The organism is Paenibacillus sp. HW567, assembly GCF_000374185.1.
Taxonomy (GTDB): domain Bacteria; phylum Bacillota; class Bacilli; order Paenibacillales; family Paenibacillaceae; genus Paenibacillus_AQ.
The window spans coordinates 5,916,948-5,934,522 of sequence record NZ_KB910518.1 but is presented as its reverse complement, the minus strand read 5'-3'; the positions used below and the strand labels follow the sequence as shown (position 1 = coordinate 5,934,522).

At 55.1% G+C, this 17,575-nt stretch carries 12 protein-coding genes and 1 tRNA gene; 11 read left to right on the top strand and 2 right to left on the bottom strand.

All coding sequences use genetic code 11. The annotated features are described in order from the left end of the window. Positions 1 to 80 precede the first annotated feature (80 nt). Entirely contained in the window at positions 81 to 1,868 is a 1,788-nt protein-coding gene (locus B212_RS33475; RefSeq protein WP_019914270.1) for a helix-turn-helix domain-containing protein, read from the bottom strand. A 215-nt stretch (positions 1,869 to 2,083) separates the two neighbouring features. Here B212_RS33475 and B212_RS0126375 point away from each other — a divergent pair. Next, positions 2,084 to 2,167, top strand: a tRNA-Leu gene (locus B212_RS0126375). Positions 2,168 to 2,255: 88 nt separating this feature from the next. Here the strand turns inward: B212_RS0126375 and B212_RS0126370 are convergent. Next, complete coding sequence (locus B212_RS0126370; RefSeq protein ID WP_019914268.1) at positions 2,256 to 3,167, bottom strand: helix-turn-helix transcriptional regulator; 912 nt, start codon at positions 3,165 to 3,167, stop codon at positions 2,256 to 2,258. A 163-nt stretch (positions 3,168 to 3,330) separates the two neighbouring features. On the opposite strand from B212_RS0126370, the gene B212_RS0126365 reads away from it, so the two are divergent. The 10 genes from B212_RS0126365 to iolE all read left to right on the top strand — a co-directional run bounded on the left by B212_RS0126365 (position 3,331) and on the right by iolE (position 17,419). Then, positions 3,331 to 6,471: an alpha-mannosidase gene (locus B212_RS0126365; RefSeq protein ID WP_019914267.1), complete on the top strand. Its 3,141-nt coding sequence runs from the start codon at positions 3,331 to 3,333 to the stop codon at positions 6,469 to 6,471. A gap of 40 nt (positions 6,472 to 6,511) precedes the next feature. Next, a complete protein-coding gene (locus B212_RS0126360) occupies positions 6,512 to 7,627 on the top strand; it encodes a glycoside hydrolase family 88/105 protein (protein WP_019914266.1) in 1,116 nt (371 codons plus the stop codon). A gap of 194 nt (positions 7,628 to 7,821) precedes the next feature. Then, positions 7,822 to 8,841 (top strand): inositol 2-dehydrogenase, encoded by a 1,020-nt coding sequence (gene iolG / locus B212_RS0126355; RefSeq protein WP_019914265.1) that lies wholly within the window; start codon positions 7,822 to 7,824, stop codon positions 8,839 to 8,841. A gap of 65 nt (positions 8,842 to 8,906) precedes the next feature. Next, positions 8,907 to 9,737 (top strand): 5-deoxy-glucuronate isomerase, encoded by an 831-nt coding sequence (iolB, locus tag B212_RS0126350; RefSeq protein ID WP_019914264.1) that lies wholly within the window; start codon positions 8,907 to 8,909, stop codon positions 9,735 to 9,737. A 420-nt stretch (positions 9,738 to 10,157) separates the two neighbouring features. Next, positions 10,158 to 10,448 (top strand): hypothetical protein, encoded by a 291-nt coding sequence (locus B212_RS34795; protein ID WP_156830225.1) that lies wholly within the window; start codon positions 10,158 to 10,160, stop codon positions 10,446 to 10,448. A 67-nt stretch (positions 10,449 to 10,515) separates the two neighbouring features. Continuing rightward, a complete protein-coding gene (locus tag B212_RS0126345; RefSeq protein ID WP_019914263.1) occupies positions 10,516 to 11,526 on the top strand; it encodes a LacI family DNA-binding transcriptional regulator in 1,011 nt (336 codons plus the stop codon). Between the two features lie 361 nt (positions 11,527 to 11,887). Beyond that, positions 11,888 to 12,898, top strand: coding sequence for a 5-dehydro-2-deoxygluconokinase (gene iolC / locus B212_RS0126340; RefSeq protein WP_019914261.1), 1,011 nt, complete (start codon positions 11,888 to 11,890; stop codon positions 12,896 to 12,898). Between the two features lie 95 nt (positions 12,899 to 12,993). Further along, positions 12,994 to 14,454: a CoA-acylating methylmalonate-semialdehyde dehydrogenase gene (locus B212_RS0126335; protein WP_019914259.1), complete on the top strand. Its 1,461-nt coding sequence runs from the start codon at positions 12,994 to 12,996 to the stop codon at positions 14,452 to 14,454. A 21-nt stretch (positions 14,455 to 14,475) separates the two neighbouring features. After that, a complete protein-coding gene (iolD, locus tag B212_RS0126330) occupies positions 14,476 to 16,431 on the top strand; it encodes a 3D-(3,5/4)-trihydroxycyclohexane-1,2-dione acylhydrolase (decyclizing) (protein ID WP_019914256.1) in 1,956 nt (651 codons plus the stop codon). A 91-nt stretch (positions 16,432 to 16,522) separates the two neighbouring features. Then, the gene (gene iolE / locus B212_RS0126325; RefSeq protein ID WP_019914255.1) at positions 16,523 to 17,419 is read left to right on the top strand and encodes a myo-inosose-2 dehydratase; all 897 of its coding nucleotides are present in this window, start codon (positions 16,523 to 16,525) and stop codon (positions 17,417 to 17,419) included. The last annotated feature ends 156 nt before the right edge of the window (positions 17,420 to 17,575 follow it).

The following is a 17,575-nucleotide window of genomic DNA, read 5'->3' as shown; positions in this document are numbered from 1 at the left end:
TGTGCAAAGAGCTGCCTGAACCCTCAGGCAGCTCTTTTTTTCATGACCTATGCGGAATCTGTTTTAGCAGGCTGATGCTGTTAATGTTCCCGGTTCTCCAGCACCACTTGTGCCAGTGCATCGCCTTGACGCTCCAAAGCAACAAGCAATTGCAACAGTTCGGCCTGCCGTTCCCGCTGTTCCACGGTCCATAGCTGCTTAGGAGAAGCGCTGCCTGAGAGTGAGGCCGGATCGGTCATGCTCCCGTAGAATTCTGCAAGCAAGGCAGAGACTTGCCCATTGACTTCGGCCAGCTCCGACAGCGCTTGATAGGCCGGCGGGTGGTCCAGCAGCGGCATTGATTCTGTTAAGTATGCGGCGGCGCTTCTACGGGCATCTGCTAATGCCATCATACAAAAGTGGTTCACTCCCATCCTGCGGACGAAAGCTTCATCATCTGCGGCCTTGTACCATGAGTGGTCAAGCAAGCTGTCCCTCCAGCCCTCTATCGCTCTGTACCCTAACCAATAGCCGTTGCGCTCTGTGGCATTCATTGATTCTACTTTTACGCGGAGCGAAGCATACAGATTCTCCTGTGCTGACGGTTGATTCTCCTGACTGCTGAAATGAACAAGCCTGTAAGGCCAATGATCCACATAAAAATAACCTTTGCTGAGCTTCATATCTTCCAGAAACTCTGAATTGTCCTGAAGGTCGCTATAGGTTTCGTCGTCAAAGTAGCTGCGGCACAGCAGGGTGCGCCCGTCATCCAAATAACCCGTGATCACCCCCCACTCGGGAGCGACCCGCAGATTTATAGCGATCGGCAGCCGGTGCTTGCGGATACTGTCCATGATGTGGTGTTTCGCCAATTTGCGCTCCTCAGGCTGTAATCTGTCAGCCCAACTGGCAGTAAGCCCAAAGGCGGCGCAAGCCGGAGCAGAATAGTCGTAGGCGACAAGAGCATCCGCAGAGCTGTAGTCCCACATAGGGTTAAAAGCTATTCTCCAGCACGCCCCCGACACTCCCATAATCTGCTCATAGGTGGTGTCTATTCCTCTGGCAGTTAGAGATGAATATAGCGCTCCCGCCCAGGAGCAATCCATTCCCCTGCCAAAGCCTAAGCGGTCTACGCCCTCTACAATATATTTTTTAAGCGGAGAATCACTTTGAAACAGCCGGGTTCCGTCTGCGCTATAGTGAATCTGTTCGCCTTCGGCGCAGCTTACGGCATGAATACCTTCTGCATTCAAATAGAGGAGCAGCAGATAATCGTTGCCGCTATTGTCGATCAGGCTGGGAAAAAGCTCGTGATTCGCAGTGAACTCCTTCCACTGAAAAAATGCATAATGCTTCAGCTTATTCAACACACTGACATTCGCCCGTTCATTGCCGTAGGCCGCAAATACAATGTCCAGTCCGCTGCTGCTTGCAGTATAACCTGTGGAATGAATATCAAGGGTGAGCAGTTGGCCGCTTAGCGCGTAGGCTGATCTGATCCCGGAAGGGGTCTCGTATTTAACGAGCAGCAGCTTCAGCCGTTCGCTCTCGATGGATTGGGGAAACGTTAGCTCGCTGACGGTTAAGCTTAGTGCGCTGCCGGTAACGAATTGGTTCACGAAATGGGTGACATCATGCTCCACCTGACCATCCGTATAAACGGCTTGAAGTACAATCAGCTCCTGAGGCTGTAAAATATGATCAATAGAATGGCCGAGCACACGGGAGAGCTGCGGAAGGTTGGCCGTTTCGGGCAGGGCTTTGCCGGTTTCCCATTTGGACACGGCTTGGGCGCTGACATTCAACTGTTCGGCTAGCTGCTCCTGGGACAGTTTTTTGGCTTTGCGGAAGCTGGCAATGCGCTTGCCTACTTGTTCACTGTTGATCATTGTACATCTCCTTATTTATAATTCGACGTCGTAAATTTATTATAATTCGGCTCTGAGGAAAGAACATGGATTGCAGGATGGAGAAAAGCTTAAATATTCAACCGTGAGTTGACTATGCTGTGCAAGTTAACCCATGAAAATCTATTCTTCAAAAAAACCTCTTGCCCTTCCGGCGCAATCATGATATATTACTTCTTGCGTTGCAAAATTAATTTGCGGTCGTGGCGGAATTGGCAGACGCGCACGGTTCAGGTCCGTGTGGTAGCAATACCGTGGAGGTTCGAGTCCTCTCGACCGCATACTAATAAGAAAAGCTTCTGTACTGCTCATCCGGGCAGCTCAGAAGCTTTTTTTTATTTGTTCAAATAGCCGTTCCCGCTTGTGGCTTCAATAAGACAGCAGAGTTGAAGCGGAGCCCGACGAGGCCATCTGCTTGCGGAACTCGGATGGGGACATGCCGCTAAGCTTATTGAAGACGCGGTTGAACTGCGAGAAGCTGTTGAAGCCGCACTGCCCGGCGATTACGGAAACCTTCAGCCGACTGTAAATCAATAGCTGCTGGGCATTGCGGATACGGATCATTTGGATATACTCGGTCAGTGTAAAGCCGGTAACCGCTTTAAATTGATGCGACAAATAATAAGGGCTGATATAAAAATCCCTGGAGATGGAATCAAGGGATAACTCACCGCTGTAATGGCTGTGAATGTATGCGGAGATTGAATAAATTTTTTGCATCATTGAATTGCCGATTTCTTCGAGAACATAACAATTCTTGTCCCGCTGCTGGTACAGCGCACACAGAAATTGCTGGAACAGGCTGTGAATCAGCACAGGGTTCAGAGGGGAAGCGTCGTGTGACAGGGTGAAGATTTTGTTAAGAGGCTCAAACACGGCTCTGCGCGGCCCGTTATTCAGACGGTAGATCGGCACTTCTTCCCCGAACGAGAGGAACATATTATTGTAAGCGGTTTCGAAACCAGGCGTATCTTTGGGCATCGCAAAGTTGATGATCAGGCGCTTATGCGGCGGGCCCACCGGATATTGTGTCTTGTGCAGCCGAAAAGGGGAGAGCAGAACGATATCATATTGCTTGAGGGCATGCACACTTCCTTCGATGATATGGGTCGCTCTGGAATCGAGTAAAATATGAATCTCGTAAAAATCATGGAAATGCTGAAACTCCATATTAATATTGTGAGACCGCTCGTCGTAATCAAAATAATAAAAAAGGGAATCGGCCGGAGTGTTGATGCTGACGCTATACCCTTGCTCATACAATAAATCGCTTTCAAGCATATGCTCACCGCCCTGGTCGTAATATCCACCCCATTATACGTCATATATCCGGAAAAGCAATATGTGCAATGTAGGAGGGTCAATACAGCAAATATAACGTAGTTTTTGAGCGGAGAATTTTGCTATAGTGGCATTATGAAAACGGATACAAGGAGTGAACAGGATGTTTTTCACAGAAGAAAAGCTGATCAAACGCCAGGCTGAAATCGGGAACTACAGGTATTGCAAGGTACTAGAGCTTGAGGAGCTGGAGCTTGCTGAGGATGAGGATGGAGCCAACGGGGTGTATCCGAAGGCTGTTTCTTTTGACGGCAAAATCAGAATAAATGAGCACTGGCGCGGGCGAGACCGTTATGTCTGGCTGCGTGCCGTGGTGGTGCTGCCCACAAGCAAAGCGGGCTTCAAGATCGCCGGAAGATTTGACTTCGGGAAGTCGGGGGCCTTCAACAATTCCGGGTTTGAATCGCTGCTGTTTGTGAACGGGGCGGCTTATCAAGGCGTCGATACCAACCACAGGGAGGTTGTTTTTGGTGAGGAGCTTAGCGGGCAGACGGTGGAGCTGGTCTTCCGGCTGTGGTCCGGTCTTGAGGGTGGGGGTAAGCCCGTTATCCAGGACCACCGGATCAGCGAAGCGATGATTGGTTATCTGGATGAAACGATTGATGATTTGTGTTATCTGTCGCAGGCGGCGCTGGACACTTACCGCTATCTGGGAAGCGACCAGCCGGAGAAGCAGTGGCTGAAAAAGGCGCTGAACGATGCCTTCCGGGAAATCGACTGGTCGGAACCCGGCTCGGAGGCGCACCGGATCTCGCTGTACCGCGCGGGCGCCAGCCTGAATAATGCTGTGGATGCCATGCCCAAAACCTTTGATGTGACGATTACCGCCGTTGGCCATACCCACATTGATGTTGCCTGGCTGTGGCGGCTTAAGCATACACGGGAGAAAATTGCACGTTCCTTCTCTACCGTACTGCGGCTGATGGAAGAATTCCCGGAATACCAGTTCCTGCAGACACAGCCGCAATTATACGACTATCTGGAGGGGGATTATCCCGAGCTGTTCGGGAGAATCTCGGACAAGATCAAGGAAGGCCGCTGGGAAGCGGAAGGGGCCATGTGGCTGGAGGCAGATTGCAATATCCCTTCCGGCGAATCCCTGGTCCGCCAGATTGTGGCGGGCAAACGCTACTTCCGCGAGCATTTCGGCATCGACAGCAAGTATTTATGGCTGCCGGATGTGTTCGGTTATAGCTGGGCGCTGCCGCAGATTTTGCGCAAGTCAGGCATCACTACGTTCATGACGACCAAAATTAGCTGGAACCAGTTCAACCGCATGCCGCATGACACCTTCTGGTGGCGGGGGATTGACGGTTCGGAGATTTTGACGCATTTCATCACAACCTCGGAGAAGAACGGGGATACGTATACGTACAACGGCAGGATGACTGCGGCGCTGCTGCGGGGAATCTGGAATTCGTATCAGGACAAGGAAATTAACGATAACCTGCTGTTTACCTATGGCTGGGGTGACGGGGGCGGCGGGCCGACGCGGGAAATGCTGGAGCTGAGAAGACGGTTCGACAAGCTTCCGGGGATTCCGAAGCTGAATATGGGCAGCGCAGGAGAGTATTTTGACGGGCTGCATGAACGTATTGAGAATGCAGAGGCGTATGTGCATACATGGAACGGCGAGTTATATTTCGAATGCCACCGGGGGACCTACACCTCGCAAGCCCGTAACAAAAAATACAACCGGCGCTTGGAATTGCTGCTGCGGGATGCAGAGTGGCTCCACACGCTGAATGGTGTGCGACGCGGCGATCTGGAAACCGGCTATCCGGCGGAAGAGCTGCGCGGGATATGGGAAATCCTGCTGCGCAATCAGTTCCATGACATTATCCCCGGCTCGTCCATTAAAGAGGTGTACGAGGACAGCGACCTTGAATATGCGGAAGGGGAGGCGCGGTCGCTGGCCTTAATTAATGGCTGCAGCGAAGCCGGAAGCGGCTCCGCCGGGCAAGACTGCCTCACGCTGCTGAACAGCTCAATCTGGGATCGCCCGCGTTATGTTGAATTGCCGGGAGTAGCTGCGGATGCAGCCAACATTTGCGATGCCGCCGGGCAGCTCTTGGAGCAACAGCGGACGGCAGACGGCGGCTGGCTGGTGTATGTTCCTTCCGTGCCTGCGCTTGGCACAGCGGTATTGCAATATAGACCAGGGGGGCAGGAGAACGTCCGCCTGGATATGGAAGCACTGCTTGCGGAAGTCAGCAGCAACCGCCTGACAACACCGCTGTATGAGGTGGTCTGGAATGAACAGGGCCATTTCACCTCGATGTACGACCGCCGGAACGGCCGCGAGCTGCTGGCGCCCGGGAAGCGCGGCAATGTGCTGCAAGTATTCGAGGATAAGCCGCTGGATTTCGAAGCCTGGGACATTGATATTTTCTACCAGGAGAAAATGACGGAAGTCTCGCAGCTTGCCGAATGCGCTCTAATAGAGAATGGTCCGCTTAGAGCTGCCCTGCGCATGGTCTGGACGTATAACCGTTCGACAATTACCCAGCAGATCGTGTTCTACCGCGATACCGCGAGAATCGACTTCAAGACAGAGATCGACTGGCACGGGCATAATCAGTTGCTAAAGGTGGCCTTCCCGGTTGATATCCATGCTGTGGAGGCGACCTACGATATTCAATTCGGCAATGTTAAGCGGCCGACACACTGGAACACAAGCTGGGATTATGCCCGTTTCGAAACGGTGGCCCACCAGTGGGCGGACGTCAGCGAGAAAGGGTATGGCGTAGCCCTGCTCAACGACTGCAAATACGGCTATGACATCAAGGACAGCGTGCTGCGGCTGACACTGCTGAAATCGGCGGTTCATCCAGATCCCGAGCAGGATCAGGGCCGGCATGACTTCACTTATGCGCTCTATCCGCATACAGGTGATTTTGTGGATGGGGGAGTAGTCCAGGAGGCTTGGGAGCTTAATAATCCTCTGCGCACCATACCGGGAGAATTGAAGGGCGAGGCTCTATTTTCCATTGAGGGCAACCACGTGCTGGTCGATGCGATTAAGCGTTCGGAGGATGGCAGCCATGTGGTGCTGCGCCTGCATGAATATGCCGGTTCGCAGACCCGGGTCGACGTGAAAAGTGTCTATCCCATAGCGTTATGGCAGGAATGCAATTTGCTGGAGGAGCCGCAGGGGGATTGGCGGGAGGATGAGCTGGCATTTCAGATCAAGCCTTATGAAATCAAGACTTTTAGAATAAATATGGGGAAGAGACAGAACTGAGGGAAGGCCAGCATACAGCGGGAGAGGGGCGGAACAATAGATGAATAAGTGCCTGGTGAACAAGGCCGAAATCATGGAGAAGCTGAGTCTGGTGACAGATAAGCTGCTGAAGCTGGAGCGGCCGGGCAACGAAGCCGAATTGCAGCGCTTGGGGGAGGATGCGGGACGACGGGGATATTTTGCCCGTGACTTCGGCATGGAAGAATGGGACTGGCCGCAGGGCGTGGGGTTATATGGTCTGCAGAAGCTTGAACGGCATTTCGGGGACAACCGGTACCGGGATTATGCGAAGCCGTGGATGGCCCGGCAACTGGAGAAGGGACTGCCAAGCCGGAACATCAATACAACCGCCCCGCTGCTGTCGTTGATGGAGCTGGAGGATGCGGAGAAATTAAGTCTTGAATGGGTCGATTGGCTGATGACTGGCCTGCCGCGGACGATGGAGCTTGGGTATCAGCATGTCACTACAGGGGCAAGCAAGCATGAAATTAACCTGCATGAAAATGAGATCTGGATTGATACGCTGTTTATGGCTATTCTGTTCACGGCGAAGATGGGGGTGAAATACGACAATCCCGAGTGGCGGCAAGCATCGCTGCACCAACTGCTGCTGCATATCAAATACTTGTATGATAAAAAGACAGGGCTGTTCTTCCACGGCTGGCATTTTGGCGGCCGTCATAATTTCAGCGAAGCGTTCTGGTGCCGCGGCAACGGCTGGTTCGCGCTCGGTCTGCCGGAATACCTGGAGCTGATGCGCCCGTATCTGGACAGCGGAGTTTTTGCTTGTCTACAGCAGACCTTGCAGGCCCAGACGGAGGCCTTATTGGCCTGCCAGAGCGGGGATGGGCTGTGGCATACGCTGCTGGATGACCCGAAGAGCTACACCGAGACATCCGGGTCAGCGGCTATCGCGGCTGGTATTCTGAATGGTGTCCGCAGAGGGCTGCTGCCGGAGGCGTATACAGAGCAGGCCATGAGAGCGATTCAGGCTGTGCTGGACAGGATTGACGGTGAGGGCACGGTGCTGGGCGTTTCCGGCGGTACACCAATCGGGGCCGCTAAAGAGGATTATAAAGGAATTATTATTGCCCCTATGGCCTATGGGCAGGCGATGGCTTTGGTCGCGTTCGGAGAAGCGTTGCAGCACTGCTGATTCCCTGTTAATCCCCGTTGACCCCCGTTGGAGAGTAAGTCCGGCGGTAAGAAGAACGGGCTGAACCGCCCTGAAAGGGGGGTATCCGGCTCTTTAGGAAGCTACAGAAAGATGTGCTTGTCGCTTCAGGGGAGTTGGAGTATACTGATCTCGGGAAGGGTTAAGCGCTTACCCTCCAAGGAGGATAAGCGAACATGGTAAAGCCAATCGTAGTAGGCATCATCGGCGCAGGCAGAATTGGCCGTCTTCATGCGGACAATCTGCGTGTGATGCCGTCTTTTAAATTAAAATCAATCGCTGAGGCTGTAGTAGGCGAGGAATTGCTGGCCTGGGCGGAGAGCCGGAACCTGGGCTCCGTATTTGTGAATGGGGAAGACCTGCTGAATGACCCTGAGATCGAAGCGGTGTTCATCTGCACGCCGACGGATACTCATGCCACCTGGATTGAGAAGGCTGCCCGTGCCAAAAAGAATATTTTCTGCGAGAAGCCGATCAGCCTGTCATCCGCACAGACCAGCCGTGCGCTGAAGATTGTTAAGGAAGAGGGCGTATTGCTTCAGGTTGGCTTCAACCGCCGGATGGACCCGAGCTTCCGCAAGCTTAAGCAACTGGTTCAGTCAGGTGAACTGGGCAAGCCGCACGTTGTGAAGATCACGTCGCGTGATCCGCAGCCTCCGGGCGAGGCTTATGTCCTCTCTTCCGGCGGAATGTTCATGGATATGACGATTCACGATTTTGATATGGCCCGTTACCTGATGGGCGAGGAAGTGATTGAAGTGTACACCCGTGGCGCCAATCTGGTCGATCCGATGTTCGGACGCTGTGAAGATGTGGACACGGCTGTAATTACGCTGACCTTCGCCAGCGGCGCGATCTGTGTGATTGATAACAGCCGGAAGGCCGTCTACGGCTATGATCAGCGGGTGGAGGTGTTCGGCTCCCACGGATCGGCAACCGCCGACAACTGCCGTCCGACTACGGTGGAGGTTTCCACTGCGGCATCGGTCACGCGTGATCAGCCGCTGCATTTCTTCCTGGAGCGGTATAACCAGGCCTTCACGGATGAGGTGGCCGCGTTTGCCCAGGCGGTTCGCTTGCAGGAGCCAATCATTTGCAGCGGTATTGACGGGCAGCAGGCGGAACGCCTTGCCGAAGCGGCAAAGGAATCGCACCGTACCGGGCTTCCGGTCAAGCTCTCTCATGGTGCCATATAGGAATAACGCCGGCAACACGGTTTTGTAAGCGGATGCACATATAAAGGCAGAGGAGGCCGGTGAAGATGCCCGATTTAGTCATTAAGGCGGGAGCGCCTGGTAAGGATGGACTGGTGGCGGCTGTAAGCAAGGAGACCGCCGGATGGAAATATGTAGGTTTTGAAGTATATCAGCTACAGGCTGGGGACATTCTGAGCCGCAGCGCGGAAGGGAATGAAGTCTGCCTGGTGCTGCTGGCGGGCAAGGCAGACGTAAAGGTAGACGGTATACTTTTCGCTGGGATCGGCGGGCGCATGTCTGTGTTCGAGGATGTGCCGCCGTATGCGGTGTACGTTCCAGCGGGAGGGCAATATGAGGTTAGCGCGCTGACAGAGCTGGAGCTTGCCGTCTGTCTTGCACCGGCAACGGGCAAATATGCCCCGCGGCTGATCACTCCGTCCGACGCTGTGGCCGAAGACCGAGGCTCCGGCAGCATGTCGCGCCGGGTGGTCAACATCCTTCCTGAGCAGAGTGAAGCCGAGAGCCTGCTGGTCGTTGAGGTGCGCACGGGCGGCGGCAACTGGTCCAGCTATCCTCCGCACAAGCATGACCAGGACAATCTGCCGGCAGAGTCCTACCTGGAAGAGACGTACTATCACCGGGTAAATCCCGCCCACGGCTTTGTAGTGCAGCGGGTGTACAATGACGACAGAAGCCTTGACGAGACGATGGCCGTGGCGGACCGCAGCATTGTGCTCGTTCCGGAAGGCTATCATCCGGTATCCGCGCCGCCGGGTTATGATTCTTATTATCTTAACGTGATGGCAGGACCGGTCCGTACCTGGGTCTTCCATAACGACCCGGATCATGAGTGGCTGTTCGGGGCGCAGCAGCACCGCCCGGACAAGCGGGAATAATCAAGGGTAGACACAAGGGGGGCTTCCGGTATGGGGGAGGCCCCTCTTTGCGCAGAATTCGGGTTACAAAGATAAGCTCCAAGCAAGCAGGTGCTCGCTTACGAATTATTGAGCCCCTGTACTCAAAGTTTCGGGAAATAATCGCTTTGGAAGCGTTAGTCCTATTTGCCAGGTAAGTGAGGGGGGGAAGTCTTGCTCTAACAGCGGCAATTCTGCCGTTGTTTCAGGCCGCCCGGGAAGTCTTGCTCCAACAACGGCAATTCTGCCGTTGTTACAGGCCGCCCGGAGAAGTCTTGCTGTAACAACGGCAATTCTGCCGTTGTTACAGGCCGCCCGGGGAAGTCATGCTCTAACAGCGGTAATTCTGCCGTTGTTTCAGGCCGCCCGGGCAAACTTGCTCTAACAACGGCAATTCTGCCGTTGTTACAAACCACCCGGGGCAGTCTTATTCTAACAACGGCAATTCTGCCGTTGTTACAGGCCACCCGGGGCAGTCTTGCTCTAACAACGGCAATTCTGCCGTTGTTTCAGGCCGCCCGGGGAAGTCATGCTCTAACAACGGCAATTCTGCCGTTGTTACAGGCCACCCAGGGCAGTCATGCTCTAACAACGGTAATTCTGCCGTTGTTTCAGATTAAACTAACCAACTCCCCGGGTAGTCTTGTTTTCCCTGTTCTTAGCTTTGGACAACTCCCCGGCGCGGCTTCATAGACACCGTATGGCGAGTTCCCTATAATCGAGGTATAAGATTGCATGAACGCAAAGGCGGGCTTACACGATGAAACCTACGATATATGATGTGGCACGGGAAGCGGGAGTCTCCATCGCTACGGTGTCCAAGGTGCTGAACAAGAGCGGGAGGATCAGCGACAAGACACGGCAGAAGGTGGGCCGTATCATGGAGGAGCTGAACTACCAGCCAAGTCTGGTGGCCTCTGCGCTGACGAGCCGCCGGACAGGAACGATTGGACTGATGATTCCCGATATCGCCAATCCCTTTTTTGCGGAGGCGGCGCGCAGCATTGAGGATTATGCCCAGGAACAAGGGAGCGACTTGATCGTGTGCAGCACGGACCGTAACGATGAGAAGGCGGCCAGGTACATCTCGCTGCTCCTGCGCAAACGGGTGGACGGCCTAATCATTGCCTCTCATACCGGGAACCCGGACATGATCCGCCGTCTGCTGGCTGATCATGTGCCGCTTGTGCTGTTCTCGGCTGATATCCGTATGATAGAGAGCAACTCTGTCACAGTGGATGATTATAAAGGCGGCTATCAGGCGACGGAATACTTGCTGTCCTTGGGACATCGCAAATTGGGCATTATCTCCGACAATTTGCCGGGGAGCAAGCTGCGTGCTGAAGGGTTCCTGGATGCGTTGAAGGCGGCGGGTGTACCGTTTGACAACCCGGCGAATATCACGCATACCTCGGCCACACTGGAGAACGGCCGGAAAGCGGCTGCGGCGATGCTGGGCCAGACGGAGGCAGAGCGGCCGACAGCGGTGTTCGCCTGCAACGATTTGCTTGCTATCGGGGTATTGAAGGAGGCGCGCACCGCAGGGTTGTCCATTCCCCGCGATCTGTCTGTAGTGGGCTTTGACAATACGATGCTGGCCGAGATTTGCCATCCCGCCTTAACCAGCATTGCCCAGCCCCTGCGCGAGATGACGGAGCAAGCCATGATTCTGCTGAACCAATCCATCGACAACCCGGATAGTCCGAAGCGCAAAATTATGCTGATGCCCGAGCTGGTTGTCCGTCATTCCACAGGCCCGGTGCCGGGTTAAAAAAGCAAGGGAACTGCGCCTAATTCAGGCGGTGTTCCCCCTCATATCCGCTGGCCTGTCTCCCGCTTTGCAGCGGAGGGCAGGCCTTTTGCGTTTCTTTGAAGGTAGAGGAGGAACAATTATGACAGCGCTTTAAATTTAGGATTGCCAAACCTGAACTTCTAACCTATACTTAAAGAGAAAATTAGGTTAAGCGCTTACCCTCCCCCAATGATGTTTATTTTCTCAAAAATGCACAGGAGTTTTCTCACCATTGCCTTTCAGTTAATTCATTAGCCGATTTCAATTCAATTCAATTCTTCATTTCGCTCCATTCTTCCCGATTTATCCTTTTCTCGGAACTTTTCAAGGAGGCGTCACTATGAACGGTTTACAGTTTGATCCTGCCCGGCCGCTGGATTTAATCGCCGTCGGCAGGCTCTGTATTGACCTCAATGCCAATGAAACCGGAAGACCTATGGAAGAGACGATGACGTTCACCAAATATGTCGGCGGCTCTCCTGCCAATATTGTAATCGGCACGGCGCGGCTGGGCATGCGCACCGGCTTCATCGGCAAAATTGCCGATGATCAGATGGGCCGCTTTATCCGCACCTATCTGCAGAAGAATGGCATTGACGACAGCCAGGTGGCCGTTGACCGGACCGGTGCGGTGACAGGGCTTGCGTTTACTGAAATCAAGAGCCCTCAGGAATGCAGTATCCTGATGTACCGCGACCATGTGGCGGATCTGCTGCTGGATACGAATGAAATTTCGGAGGATTACATTCGGAAATCTAAAGCGCTGCTGATCTCGGGCACTGCCCTTGCACAAAGCCCCTCCCGCGAAGCGGTATTTCTGGCGCTGGAATTTGCCCGCAAGCATAATGTCACTGTATTTTTTGATCTGGATTACCGCCCTTATACCTGGAAATCAGCCGCAGAAACGGCGGTTTATTATAATCTGGCTGCAGAGAAATGCGACTGCATCATCGGTACCCGTGAGGAATTCGATATGATGGAGAATCTGTACAATGTGACTGGCGCAGACGATGAGGCAACCGCCAGCCGCTGGTTCTCGCACCGGGCGAAGCTGGTTGTGATCAAGCATGGCGGCAGCGGCTCCATCTCCTACACGGCGGACGGGCAGAAGCACCGCAGCGGTATTTTTCCCGCCAAGGTACTGAAGACGTTTGGCGCCGGGGATTCTTATGCCTCGGCTTTCATCCACAGTCTGATGCGGGGCGACAGCGTCAGCGAGGCTATGCGGCGCGGCAGCGCGTCGGCCTCCATCGTCATTTCCCGGCATAGCTGCTCGGATGCCATGCCGACTTTGGAGGAATTGGACACATTTTTAAGCACCAATGAGGAAATCGCTTCAGGCGCGGAGTAAGAAAAGGTGCGGGTCGGAGAAGGCAAACTCTGATTGCACAGTCGGCAGCGACACATAAGCAGCAACACAACATTAGAGCTAAAGGAGTGGACAGGATGGGGCAGCAGACGGTACAAGTGCTGAACAACTATATTGACGGGCAATGGGTGGCAGCGGCTACGGCGCTTACGGAGGCGGTGTATAATCCGGCTTCGGGTGAGGAGCTGGCAAGAGTGCCGCTGTCGGGCAAAGACGATGTGGACCGGGCGGTGAGGGCGGCGAAAGCGGCTTTTGAAGGATGGTCCAAGACGCCGGTGCCGCGCAGAGCGCGCATATTGTTCAAATATCAGCAGCTTTTGGTGGACCATTGGGATGAACTGGCCAAGACCATTACGCTGGAGAATGGCAAAAGCTTCAAGGAAGCTTACGGCGAGGTGCAGCGCGGCATAGAGTGTGTGGAATTCGCAACCGGTGCGCCGACGCTGATGATGGGCAGACAACTGCCGGACATCGCGACAGGCATTGAGTCCGGGATGTACCGCTACCCTATCGGTGTGGTTGGCGGCATCACGCCGTTTAATTTTCCGATGATGGTGCCTTGCTGGATGTTCCCGCTCGCGATTGCCTGCGGCAACACCTTTGTGCTGAAGCCCTCTGAACGGACACCGCTGCTGGCGGCGCGTCTTGCGGAGCTGCTGGAGGAGGCTGGGCTGCCGAAGGGTGTGCTCAATGTGGTGAACGGTGCGCATGATGTGGTCAACGGCCTGCTGGAGCATCCCGATGTGAAGGCGATTTCCTTTGTTGGCTCGCAGCCGGTGGCCGAATATGTGTACAAGAAGGGAACTGCGAATTTGAAAAGAGTCCAGGCTCTCGCAGGAGCGAAGAACCATTCCATCGTGCTGGCGGACGCGAACCTTGAGGCTTCAGCAACGCAGATTGTTAACGCAGCCTTCGGCTCTGCCGGGGAACGCTGCATGGCCTGCTCCGTGGTAACGGTGCAGGAAGAGGTAGCGGATGAGCTGATCTCGATCCTGCTGCGTGAATGCGACCGGATGAAGATCGGCAACGGCCTGGAAGACGGCACATTCCTTGGACCGGTTATCCGTCAAGGCCATAAGGACAGAACGGCGGCTTATATTGAACAGGGCGTGGCTGAGGGGGCAAAATTGCTCAGGGACGGCCGGGCGGACGCCACTGTGCAGGGACAGGGTTATTTTATTGGACCGACGGTGTTTGACGGGGTGACCCAAGCCATGAAAATCTGGCAGGAGGAAATCTTCGCGCCTGTTCTATCGGTAATTCGCGTCAAGGATGTGGAAGAGGGCGTTGAGATTGCCAATGCGTCGCGGTTTGCCAATGGTGCTTGCATCTTTACGAACGACGGCGGCAAGGTGCGTTATTTCCGGGAGCATATCGAGTCAGGCATGCTTGGTGTGAATGTCGGCGTACCGGCACCGATGGCCTTCTTCCCCTTCTCCGGCTGGAAGGATTCCTTCTACGGCGATCTTCATGCGAATGGAAGCGACGGGGTTGAATTTTATACACGCAAAAAAGTTGTCACTGCCCGCTGGCAGTAAGGTGAGGAAGGAGGAGTTCATGTGGATAGGATCAGATTAACGACGGCGCAGGCACTGGTGAAGTTTCTGGAGCAGCAGTATGTGGACTTTGGCGGCGGGCCGGAGCGGTTCGTACACGGCATATTTACTGTCTTCGGCCACGGCAATGTGCTCGGCTTGGGGCAGGCGCTGCAGGAGGCCTCGGGAGCGCTGACGGTCTACCAGGGGCGGAACGAGCAGGGGATGGTTCATGCGGCGACCGCTTTCGCCAAGCAGAGCCGCAGGCGGCAGATCATGGCCTGCACCGCTTCGGTGGGGCCGGGCTCGGCCAATATGCTGACGGCTGCCGCTACCGCGACGGCTAATCAGATTCCCGTGCTGCTGCTGCCCGGCGACACGTTCGCTACCCGCCAGCCCGATCCGGTGCTGCAGCAAATGGAGCATACCCATAACCTGTCGATTACGGTCAATGATGCTTTCAAGGCTGTGAGCAAATATTGGGACCGGATTTACCGGCCGGAGCAACTGATGACGGCACTACTGAACGCGATGCGTGTGCTGACCGATCAGGCCGACACAGGAGCGGTTACAATCGCGCTGCCGCAGGATGTGCAGGGAGAGGCCTGGGACTACCCGCTTGATTTCTTCCGCAAGCGCGTTCACCGGGTCGCGCCCCGCCTTCCAAGGCCGGATGAAATTTCGGCGGCGGCTGATCTGATTGCCAGCAAACAGAGACCACTGCTGGTCTGCGGGGGCGGAGTCCGGTATGCGGATGCAGGAGCGGACTTGCGTGCTTTTGCAGAGCGATTCGCCATTCCGTTCGGTGAAACGCAAGCCGGCAAAAGCGCGGTGGCAAGCGGCTGCGCCTACAACCTCGGCGGCATAGGCGTCACCGGCAACGGCAGTGCGAATAGCCTGGCCGCACAAGCAGATCTGGTAATCGGTGTCGGCACCCGGTTTACGGATTTTACCACAGGCTCGAAGAGTCTGTTCGCGCATTCTGAGGTAGAGTTTCTGACGATCAACGCGTCTCCTTATCATGCGGCCAAGCTGGATGCGCTCGCCGTGGTCTGCGATGCCGCCGAAGGTCTGAAAGCGCTGTCTGCGGCCCTGGAGGAGCGCGGCTATCGCTCCGCTTATACGGATGAAATCGTATCGGCCAAGGCGGCGTGGGAAACGGAAAGAAAACGCCTGGCTGGTGTGGAGTATACCGGGAATGAGGGTGAGGACAGCATTGAAGGCTCTTTCGTACCTGAAATCGCCGGACATCTTGATGAGAAGCTCCCTGAATATGCGGCGGCGCTAAATACTTCACTGACGCAAACGCGGGTACTAGGAATCCTTAATGAATATATTCCGAAGGATGCCATTGTCATTGGGGCCGCAGGCAGCCTGCCGGGCGATATGCAGCGGATGTGGAATTCGGCTGTGCCGGATACTTACCATATGGAATACGGATTTTCGTGCATGGGCTATGAAATCTCCGGAGCGCTCGGCGTGAAGCTGGCGGAACCCGAACGGGAGGTATACGCGCTGGTAGGCGACGGCAGCTATCAAATGCTGCATTCGGAGCTGGTGACGAGCCTTCAGGAGAACAAGAAGATCAACGTCATTCTGCTGGACAATGCAGGCTTCGGCTGCATCAACAATCTGCAGATGGAACAAGGCTTGAACAGCATGGGCACAGAATTCCGCCACCGCAGCCCGGAAGGGCAGCTCAGCGGCGAACTGATGCGCATCGACTATGCCGCCAGCGCCGCAGGTTATGGGGTCAAGACCTTCCGTGCCGCAACGGCTGAGCAGCTTTACAGCGCCTTGGAGGAAGCCCGGAAGCAGGAGCGGTCCACGCTGATCGACATCAAGGTGCTGCCAAAGACAATGACTCATGGCTACGGAGCCTGGTGGCATGTCGGGGTACCGGAAGTGTCCGGCAGCGAAGCGGTGCAGGCGGCTTACGGGCAGAAGCGCGGGCAACTGGAGAAGGCGCGCAGCTACTGATATAGCCTAAGGCTGACGAATTCTATGAATGCAACAGCGCAGCGGCAGGGCTACACCTGCCGCATGGTGATAATGGAAGGGGTAGACGACGATGTTCAAAGAACATGCGGTCAAGCTGGCGATAGCTCCTATCGCCTGGACCAATGACGATATGCCTGAGCTTGGACGGGATAATACCTTTGAGCAGTGCATCAGTGAGATGGCACTGGCCGGGTTTCAGGGAAGCGAGGTGGGCAACAAATATCCTCGCGACCCCGACCGGCTGCATAAGGCTCTGGAGCTTAGGGGACTTGAGATTGCCAGCGCCTGGTTCAGCGCGTATCTGACGGTACGCCCGTACGAGGAGACCGCTGCGGCCTTTTGTGCGCACCGTGATTTTTTGCATGCGATGGGGGCCAAGGTGATTGTAGTTTCAGAGCAGGGGCGGAGCATTCAAGGACAAATGGATACGCCGCTGTTCGCCGGTAAGCCTGTGTTCACGGAAGCGGAATGGACGGCTCTTGCGGAAGGGCTGGGCGGGCTGGGCAGATTGGCTGCCGAGAAGGATATGGCGCTTGTGTATCACCATCATATGGGGACAGGAGTGCAGACGGCGGTTGAAATTGCCCGGCTGATGGAGCTTACTGATCCGAATGAGGTGTCCTTGCTGTTCGATACCGGGCATCTGGTCTTTGCCGGCGAGAATCCGCTGGAGGTGCTGCGCTTTCATCTACCCCGGATTAAGCATGTGCACCTGAAGGATATCCGGCCCGAGGTTGTCGAGCGTGTCAAGCGGGAAGGGCTTAGCTTCTTGCAGGCTGTAAAAGCGGGAGCGTTCACCGTGCCCGGCGACGGCTGCATCGCTTTTGCAGAGATTTTCGCCGAGTTGGACCGCCATTCTTATACGGGATGGTTCGTGGTGGAAGCAGAGCAAGATCCGGCGCTTGCCGATCCCTTGGAATATGCGATCAAGGCGCGCCGCTATATCAGGGAAATCGGCGGGTTGTAAACCGCAGGCGGGCAGTTATCAGCCGCTTGGCGGCTGCCCGGGCGGTATATATGCGGGGTTGCACGGCTGAGTGCGCCCCGCCTTTTTTCATGGGCAGGGACAGTGTGGGATGGAACAAGGCGTTGTGTAAATCATTGGATGGCCTCGTTGGTGCTG

Excerpts from the sequence above, each read along its gene's own strand:
- B212_RS0126335 (WP_019914259.1), top strand. The coding sequence starts at position 12,994 with ATGGGGCAGCAGACGGTACAAGTGCTGAACAACTATATTGACGGGCAA.
- iolB (WP_019914264.1), top strand. The coding sequence starts at position 8,907 with ATGCCCGATTTAGTCATTAAGGCGGGAGCGCCTGGTAAGGATGGACTG.
- B212_RS0126360 (WP_019914266.1), top strand. The coding sequence starts at position 6,512 with ATGAATAAGTGCCTGGTGAACAAGGCCGAAATCATGGAGAAGCTGAGT.
- B212_RS0126370 (WP_019914268.1), bottom strand. The coding sequence starts at position 3,167 with ATGCTTGAAAGCGATTTATTGTATGAGCAAGGGTATAGCGTCAGCATC.
- iolC (WP_019914261.1), top strand. The coding sequence starts at position 11,888 with ATGAACGGTTTACAGTTTGATCCTGCCCGGCCGCTGGATTTAATCGCC.
- B212_RS0126365 (WP_019914267.1), top strand. The coding sequence starts at position 3,331 with ATGTTTTTCACAGAAGAAAAGCTGATCAAACGCCAGGCTGAAATCGGG.
- iolE (WP_019914255.1), top strand. The coding sequence starts at position 16,523 with ATGTTCAAAGAACATGCGGTCAAGCTGGCGATAGCTCCTATCGCCTGG.
- iolG (WP_019914265.1), top strand. The coding sequence starts at position 7,822 with ATGGTAAAGCCAATCGTAGTAGGCATCATCGGCGCAGGCAGAATTGGC.
- B212_RS33475 (WP_019914270.1), bottom strand. The coding sequence starts at position 1,868 with ATGATCAACAGTGAACAAGTAGGCAAGCGCATTGCCAGCTTCCGCAAA.
- B212_RS0126345 (WP_019914263.1), top strand. The coding sequence starts at position 10,516 with ATGAAACCTACGATATATGATGTGGCACGGGAAGCGGGAGTCTCCATC.